The sequence below is a fragment of the Pseudomonas sp. MWU15-20650 genome, assembly GCF_023242475.1.
In the GTDB taxonomy this organism is placed as follows: domain Bacteria; phylum Pseudomonadota; class Gammaproteobacteria; order Pseudomonadales; family Pseudomonadaceae; genus Aquipseudomonas.
The window spans coordinates 1-7,123 of the sequence record NZ_JALJFG010000065.1; the positions used below are offsets into that span (position 1 = coordinate 1).

A 7,123-nucleotide genomic window follows, 5' to 3' on the forward strand; every position below is an offset into this window, starting at 1 on the left:
AAGCCCGCTCGCCACAGGTTACCGGTTGCTCGTTCTAGCGCTTAATTGCCCCCGCTCGCGGTGGTTTAGTTGGCGTCTCGTTGACTGACACAGCGCTATCGGGAGCAAGTCGATTCGTCGCCCCGCCGATAGGTTTGACCGCGTCTAAACCCTAGGGGCTGTAGTAACCCACCGCCACCAGGAAATGCCCGGCCTTGCGCAGGTACGTGTGCTTGTTCTCGACCTTGCCGGTCACCGGGTTTTTCCAACGGTATTGGTACTCACTCTGGTCCTGTTCAGTCATCAGCTTGAGGATCGGCTGGCCCACGGGTCTGCCATCCGGGTCCTTGATCTTGCCAAAGTCGGTATTGACCAGCCGCAGGTCAGTCCCATGCGCCACATAGCGTCCGGTATTGAGGTCTACCACGAACACATACAGATCATCCTGCAAGAAGTCACCTTGCAATGAGTTGATGGCCTTGAGCGTGCCCGCTTCATCCATGAGCAATGCCTTCACCGCCTTGTCGCGCAAACCACGCGCATGCTCCGGTGTGGCCCGTGGCAGGTAATAGCCCACCGCGAGAATGCGTTCGCCTACTCGCTGATAGAACACGTGCTTGTGCTCAACCTTGCCGTCGTTCCAATTCTGCCAGCGGTAGTCGGCCTGTTGGATGCCCTGGCCTTCAGGCACGGCCAGCGCTTGCTTGAACGACGCTTGCAGGTCAGGGCCAAGCTGTTCGGACACGTCGCGGCCGATCAAGGCTGAAGAAGGCCCGCCGCTGGCCAGCAAAATACCGTGGGTATCGACCACAAACACATAGCGATCGTGATCAATAAACTCACCCTGGCGGCTGAACGCGGCGAACGCCTTGTCGCCGTTGCGCTGGTAGTAGGCCAAGGCTTTTTCCAGCAGCGCCTTGGCGGCCTGGGCGTCCGCATCTTGAGTGGTGGCCGCGTGCACCTGGCTGAAACACAGCAACAGCAGCCAGGTGATGCGCAAGAGTCCCTTCATTGCCGATCCCTCATAAGTGGTGGTAGGTGTGACCACAGCGTAGACTGCTACGGCTCAGGGTGCTGCCAGCCACTGATTGACGATCCCTGCATACTCCCCAGTCGCGACGCTCAGGTGCAGCCACTGATCCACATAGCCCTTCCAGGCCACGTCATCCCGGGGCAGCAGGAAGGCTTTTTCGCTGTACTGCATCTGCTGTTCAGGGTTGACCGCGCACAGCCCGGGCTTCTGCTTTTGCTGGTAACGCGCTTCGCTCGCGTCGGTGATCATCACGTCGGCCTTGCCCGCCAGCAGCTCGTCGAAAATGGTGACGTTGTCATGCAGGCGTATTTGCGCCTGCCCCAGGTGGGCGCGGGCAAAGACTTCATTGGTGCCGCCGGCCGGCTCGATCACCCGCACCTGGGGCTGGTTGATCTGCGCGACGGTCTGGTAGCGCTGCACATCAGCGCAGCGTACCAGCGGGATCTTGCCGTCGACCCCGAGCGGCTGGCTGAAGAAGGCTTTTTTCTGGCGTTCCAGGGATACGGAAATCCCGCCCACCGCGATGTCGCAGTGTTGGGCAAGGAAGTCCGGCATCAGGGTTTTCCAGGTGGTGGGCACCCAGTTGACCTTCGCGTTCAGGCTTTTGGCCAGGGACTCGGCCAAGGCAATGTCGATCCCTTCATAGCGGCCATCGGCGCGCAACGAGGTATAGGGCTTGTAGTCGCCGGTGGTGCAGACGGTCAGGGTACCGCGCTGGAGCACTTGATCGAGGCGCGATGAGGCAGGGTCGGCCAGGACGGTGGTTGCCACGCTTGCCAGTACACACAGGGCTAAAGGAGCTTTCATGCAGGCGAGTCCTTGGAGGCATGATCGGGGCGGTCATTATTTCCAGCCGCGCTCGCCGGTAGCAAGGGGGGCGCAATGTTTAGCCAATTCGCACCTGAACTCCGTTAACCCTGAATTTACCCCCCTATGCCAGCGTGTGACGCTGCCAGGCTTCGCCCCCACTGTGACTGGCCCATGGACGGTTCCCCCGACACTCACCCCGAGACATCGCTTGGCGCATTAGTGCCCAGCTGTCCGACGGCTGTCGAGGCACTGCCTTGCGAGTTGGCGTTCTGGGCGCTGTTCCACTGCCGGCACGCGAGACCTCCTGATACCTCTTCTACGTAGATCCGCCCCATTGGATGACGCGAAGTTGCGCGCGCATCTGCCCGGCGGCGCTTGTGCGCCTGCCTGACGCAAACGTAGGAACCAACCCCATGAGTGTTTTTGCCAATCTGCACGAAGCCCGCTCGTTCCTTGAGCAGAACCCGGACATTGAAATGTTCGAGCTGTTTATCCTCGACAACAATGGCGTACCGCGCGGCAAGCTGCTGCACCGCGACGAGTTGCTGGCGGTGTACGAAAGTGGCCGGCCACTGCCCAGCACGATCCTCGGCCTCACCATCAATGGCGATGACGTGGAAAACTCCGGGTTGGTGTGGGAGGTCGGCGATATCGACTGTCGCGCCTACCCCATCAGCGGCAGTTTGCAGCGTATGCCGTGGCGCCTGATGCCGACCGCGGCGGTGCAAGTCAGCATGCACCCCAGCGAAGGTTTACCTGCCACCTTGGCCGACCCCCGGCATCTGCTGGCCAAGGTCATTGATGCACTCAAGGGCGACGGTTATTACCCGGTGATGGCGGCGGAGCTGGAGTTCTACCTGCTCGACCAGAAGCCCGACAGCCAGGGCCGCCCGCAACCGGCGCGGGATGTGGACGGCCATCGCCCGCGCTCGACCCAGGTCTACGGCCTGCGCGAACTGGAGCAGATCGAGCCGTTTCTGGCCGACCTCTACAGCGCCTGCAAGCTGCAAGGTATCCCGGCGCGCACGGCCATTTCCGAATACGCCCCGGGCCAAGTGGAAATCACCCTCCAACATCGCGCTGACGCTTTGCAGGCGATGGACGAGGCGGTGCGTTATAAACGCTTGGTCAAGGGCGTGGCCCACCAGCACGGGATGGCCGCCTGTTTCATGGCCAAACCGTTCGACGACCTGGCCGGCACCGGCATGCATATGCACGTGAGCCTGGCCGATGCCCAGGGCAATAACCTGTTCGCCAGTGAGGCGGGCGACGGCACGCCGCTGCTGCGCCAGGCGGTGGGTGGCATGCTCGGCACCTTGCTCGATTCGCTGTTGATGTTCTGCCCCAATGCCAACTCCTATCGACGCTTCCAAACCAACAGCTATGCGCCTCTGGCTGCGACGTGGGGCGTGGACAACCGTACCGTCAGCCTGCGCGTGCCCGGTGGCCCGGCCAACTCCCGGCATATTGAACACCGTATCTGCGGTGCTGATGCCAACCCTTATCTGGCGGCGGCGGCGATCCTCGCCGGTATCCACCGTGGCATTCGCGAACAATGCGACCCTGGCGCTCCCGTGGAAGGCAACGGTTACGCCCAGGCCACCTCATTGCTGCCCACCGACTGGCTCACCACGCTGCGTGCATTGGAGGGCTCAAGCTGGGCGCGGGATGCCTTTGGCAGCGAATTCCTGGGGGTTTATCTGGCGGTCAAGCGTGCCGAATACCGCCAGTTCATGGGGGAGGTGGGGGAGCAGGATTGGCGGTGGTATCTGCATCAGGCATGACGGGTGTTTCGGTGGCAGGGTTTTCGACCTTTTTTTCACGTTGCAGTGGTTAAGCTGTGGATCAAGGTCGTTACTACCGTTTCACCCACATGAGCCCGCGATGTCGCCACAACCTCCATCTTCCATTGAGATCGAATTCACCGAGCGCTGTGATCGTGAGCATGCACAGGTCTGCGGTGACACGCGCCCACAGGGGCTGCTGCAGCGCCTGGCAGCATGGCGCAAGGCGCGGCTGGTGCGGCATGCATTGAAAGTGGCAGGCGAGCCGGGGCTGATCCTCGACCTGGCATGCGGTTCGGGGCGGTTCTGGCCGGTGCTGGCCGAACACGTCAACCGGGTGATCCTGGCTTCGGACAACTCCCAGGCCATGCTCGACCATGCCCGCACCCACCATCCGGCAGCGTTGCTCAAACGCATCAAAACGTTCCAGGGCTCGGCGTTTTCCATTGGCCTCTCGGCGAACGCGGTGGACTGCATTTTCTGCCTGGAATTGTTTCGCCATGTACCCAGCAGCGACGTGCGATCGATGTTGTTGCGCGAGTTTCATCGGGTCAGCCGCGACACGGTGATTGTCTCTGTGAACGCGGGTGTCTTGGTGGAGGATGAGTTTCGCCAGGCGGGCTTCAAAGTCCTGAATTACCAGGAGTTCCTACCGGGTTCCAGGCTTTGGCGCGTCTACGTTCTGCGTAAGAGAGGATAACTGCCGCTCGTCGGACTATTCTCTGTCTCTTGTCGGAGTTTTCATGATGGTGTGTGCACTGCGGATGCTCGCAAGCCCCTTTCGCGATATATACTGCGCGCCATTCTTCAAGGGAGAGCCGTGTGGCCATCGATATTCACTGGATCTGCGACAACGATAGCCTCGGCCAGCACTGCGCCGAATGGCAGCAGTTGCCATTCGTCGCCCTCGACACCGAATTCATGCGGGTCGACACCTTTTATCCCATTGCCGGGCTGATCCAGATTGGTGATGGCGTACGCGCTTACCTGATCGATCCCCTGACCATCGACCATTGGCAACCCCTGGCCGCTCTGCTGGAAAACCCGGCGGTGATCAAGGTGGTGCACGCCTGCAGCGAAGACCTGGAAGTATTGCTGCGCCTGACTGGCAGCCTGCCAGTGCCGTTGTTCGACACCCAACTGGCCGCCGCCTACCTGAATCTCGGGTTCTCCATGGGCTACTCGCGCCTGGTGCAAGCGGTGCTCGATATTGAGCTGCCCAAGGGCGAGACCCGTTCGGACTGGCTGCAGCGGCCATTGTCCGAGACGCAAATCAGCTACGCTGCCGAAGACGCCGTGCACCTGGCGGAGGTCTATACCCGACTTCGTCCGCAACTGTCTGCGGACAAATACGCCTGGGTGTTGGAAGACGGCGCCGAACTGGTGGCCAACCTGCGCCGCGAAGTCGACCCGTACGAGGTGTACCGCGACGCCAAGCTGGCGTGGAAACTGTCCCGTGCCCAGCTGGCCGTGCTGCGTGAGTTGTGCGCCTGGCGCGAGCAGCAAGCCCGCGTCCGTGACCTGCCGCGTAACCGCATCATTCGTGAACACTCGTTATGGCCCCTGGCCAAGTCCCAGCCGGATAACCTCGCCGCCCTGGGCAAGATCGAAGACATGCACCCGCGCACGGTGCGCCAGGATGGCCTGTTCCTGCTGGACCTGATCAAACGTGCCGGCAGCCTGCCTATGGATCAATGGCCACCTGCCGTCGCCGAACCGCTGCCGGTGGACGCCGCCACGCTGATCAAGCAACTGCGTGCCTTGGGCCAAACCTTCGCCGAGCGCCTGGACATGGCCCCGGAACTGATGCTGCGCAAGAAAACCCTCGAAGCCCTGGTTAAAAGTGGCTATCCCGATGGGCCTTACCAATTGCCAGACTCGCTGCGTGGCTGGCGCCGCGAGTTGATGGGCCAGTCGCTGCTCGACAGCCTGGCCACTGCCGGAGAACAGCCTTGAAACGTATTTGCTCCATCTACCGCAGTAAGAAAAAAGACGGCATGTACCTCTACGTGCTGAAAAGCGACGCCCTGGAGCGCGTGCCAGAACCATTGATGGAAGCGTTCGGCAAGGCTCACCACGCGTTTGACATGGTCCTGACGCCGGAGCGCAAGCTGTCCCGAGAGGACATCGCCGTGGTCCTGGAAAACCTCGACAAGCAGGGCTACCACCTGCAAATGCCGCCGGCCGAGGATGAGTACATCGAACACTTGCCCGAAGAGCTGCTGCGACGCAACGACCCGATGTGATCGGTGGTGCCCTGTTCAGGGCACATTCTTCAATGCCTGTATTTAAGTGGGCGGTGGCCGTAAGGATGCGGGCGGCCGTCTGCAGCGTTTTTGAAAGGTTTGAACCATGCGTGTTCTGATTGCTGAACAGGATCACCCGCTCTACGCCCAATTGCTCCGCGAAGCTGCGCCGGACCTTGAAGTATTGACCAGCGGCGACTCCGCCGAATTGTCGCGCCTGGCCGCCGATTGCCCGGTATGGCTGGGCCAGCCAGACTTGCTGGCGACCCTGTTGCGCCAGGGCCACCAGCCGCAGTGGCTGCAATCGACCTGGGCCGGTATCACGCCGTTGCTGGCCGATGGCTTGCCACGCGACTATCGCCTGACGCGCGCGGTGGGCATCTTTGGCCAAGTGATGGCTGAGTTTGTTCTCACCTACATGCTTGGCCATGAGCGCGAAGTGCTGGCGCGGTTGGTCAGCCAAGTCGAGCGCAAGTGGGACAACCGCCTGGGCCAGAGCCTGGCGGGGCGCAAGGCGTTGATCGTCGGCACGGGTGATATTGGCCAGAGCGTTGCCGAGTTCCTGCTGCCGTTTGGGGTCAAGCTCTATGGCATCGCAAGCAGCGCACGCGAGCAGGCACCGTTTCTTGAAGTGGCTGGGCCCGATCAATTGGGGCGGCTGGTGGGCGAAGTGGACTACGTGATCAACCTGCTGCCCAACACCCCCGACACCCATGACCTGTATGACGCGGCCCTGTTCAAGCAATTCAAGCCGACCGGGTTGTTTATCAACGTCGGGCGCGGGGTTGCGGTGGTCGACGCCGACCTGGTCGAGGCATTGAAGGAAGGGCACTTGGCCGGTGCGGTGATCGACGTGTGTCGCCAGGAACCGTTGCCGCAACGGCACCCATTCTGGACCGCCTGGGGTCTGCTGTTGACCGGGCACAGCTCGGCGCCGACTTCACCGTCGATGATGGTGGCGTTGTTTGTGGAAAACGTGCGGGCGTATCAGGCCCAGCAGGCGCTGCGTGGGGAAGTGAGTTTCGAGCGCGGTTACTGACCCGACGCGCGAAGAAAATGTGTGGGGCAAGCCCCCTCCCACCTTTTTACGGTGCAGTGTCAGGCCAATTGGATGAACAGCCAGTACAAGTCAGCACCTTCACTCACTGACACACAGCAGATCCAAGTGTGGGAGGGGGCTTGCTCCCGATAGCGGTGGATCAGTTAGCTTATCCTCAGTTGACCCACTGCCATCGGGGCAAGCCCCCTCTTACCTTTTTACGGTGCAGTGC

7 protein-coding genes are annotated in these 7,123 nt (G+C 61.5%); 5 read left to right on the forward strand and 2 right to left on the reverse strand.

The features are described from left to right. Nucleotides 1–151: 151 nt before the first annotated feature. Together M5B43_RS26940 and M5B43_RS26945 are read right to left on the reverse strand one after the other, a co-directional pair. On the reverse strand, nucleotides 152–991 hold the full coding sequence (locus M5B43_RS26940; protein WP_248752917.1) for a cache domain-containing protein: 840 nt from the start codon (nucleotides 989–991) through the stop codon (nucleotides 152–154). Between the two features lie 54 nt (nucleotides 992–1,045). Continuing rightward, the gene (locus M5B43_RS26945) at nucleotides 1,046–1,819 is read right to left on the reverse strand and encodes a transporter substrate-binding domain-containing protein (protein WP_248752918.1); all 774 of its coding nucleotides are present in this window, start codon (nucleotides 1,817–1,819) and stop codon (nucleotides 1,046–1,048) included. A gap of 416 nt (nucleotides 1,820–2,235) precedes the next feature. Here M5B43_RS26945 and M5B43_RS26950 point away from each other — a divergent pair, with 416 nt between their 5' ends. The 5 genes from M5B43_RS26950 (at nucleotide 2,236) to M5B43_RS26970 (ending at nucleotide 6,891) form a co-directional block, all read left to right on the forward strand. Next, entirely contained in the window at nucleotides 2,236–3,606 is a 1,371-nt protein-coding gene (locus M5B43_RS26950; protein WP_248752919.1) for a glutamine synthetase family protein, read from the forward strand. A gap of 100 nt (nucleotides 3,607–3,706) precedes the next feature. Beyond that, nucleotides 3,707–4,306 carry a class I SAM-dependent methyltransferase gene (locus M5B43_RS26955; protein ID WP_248752920.1) on the forward strand — a complete coding sequence of 200 codons (600 nt, stop codon included), beginning with the start codon at nucleotides 3,707–3,709 and terminating at the stop codon, nucleotides 4,304–4,306. A gap of 122 nt (nucleotides 4,307–4,428) precedes the next feature. Then, the gene (gene rnd, locus M5B43_RS26960) at nucleotides 4,429–5,562 is read left to right on the forward strand and encodes a ribonuclease D (protein ID WP_248752921.1); all 1,134 of its coding nucleotides are present in this window, start codon (nucleotides 4,429–4,431) and stop codon (nucleotides 5,560–5,562) included. Next, complete coding sequence (locus tag M5B43_RS26965; protein WP_003189597.1) at nucleotides 5,559–5,852, forward strand: YcgL domain-containing protein; 294 nt, start codon at nucleotides 5,559–5,561, stop codon at nucleotides 5,850–5,852. Before rnd ends, M5B43_RS26965 begins: the two co-directional genes overlap by 4 nt. A 106-nt stretch (nucleotides 5,853–5,958) precedes the next feature. Then, nucleotides 5,959–6,891: a D-2-hydroxyacid dehydrogenase gene (locus M5B43_RS26970; RefSeq protein WP_248752922.1), complete on the forward strand. Its 933-nt coding sequence runs from the start codon at nucleotides 5,959–5,961 to the stop codon at nucleotides 6,889–6,891. Nucleotides 6,892–7,123 lie beyond the last annotated feature (232 nt).

Bases quoted from the DNA above. Each gene is read 5' to 3' on its own strand.
- M5B43_RS26940 (WP_248752917.1), bottom strand. From the start codon at position 991: ATGAAGGGACTCTTGCGCATCACCTGGCTGCTGTTGCTGTGTTTCAGC.
- M5B43_RS26945 (WP_248752918.1), bottom strand. From the start codon at position 1,819: ATGAAAGCTCCTTTAGCCCTGTGTGTACTGGCAAGCGTGGCAACCACC.
- M5B43_RS26970 (WP_248752922.1), top strand. From the start codon at position 5,959: ATGCGTGTTCTGATTGCTGAACAGGATCACCCGCTCTACGCCCAATTG.
- M5B43_RS26950 (WP_248752919.1), top strand. From the start codon at position 2,236: ATGAGTGTTTTTGCCAATCTGCACGAAGCCCGCTCGTTCCTTGAGCAG.
- M5B43_RS26955 (WP_248752920.1), top strand. From the start codon at position 3,707: ATGTCGCCACAACCTCCATCTTCCATTGAGATCGAATTCACCGAGCGC.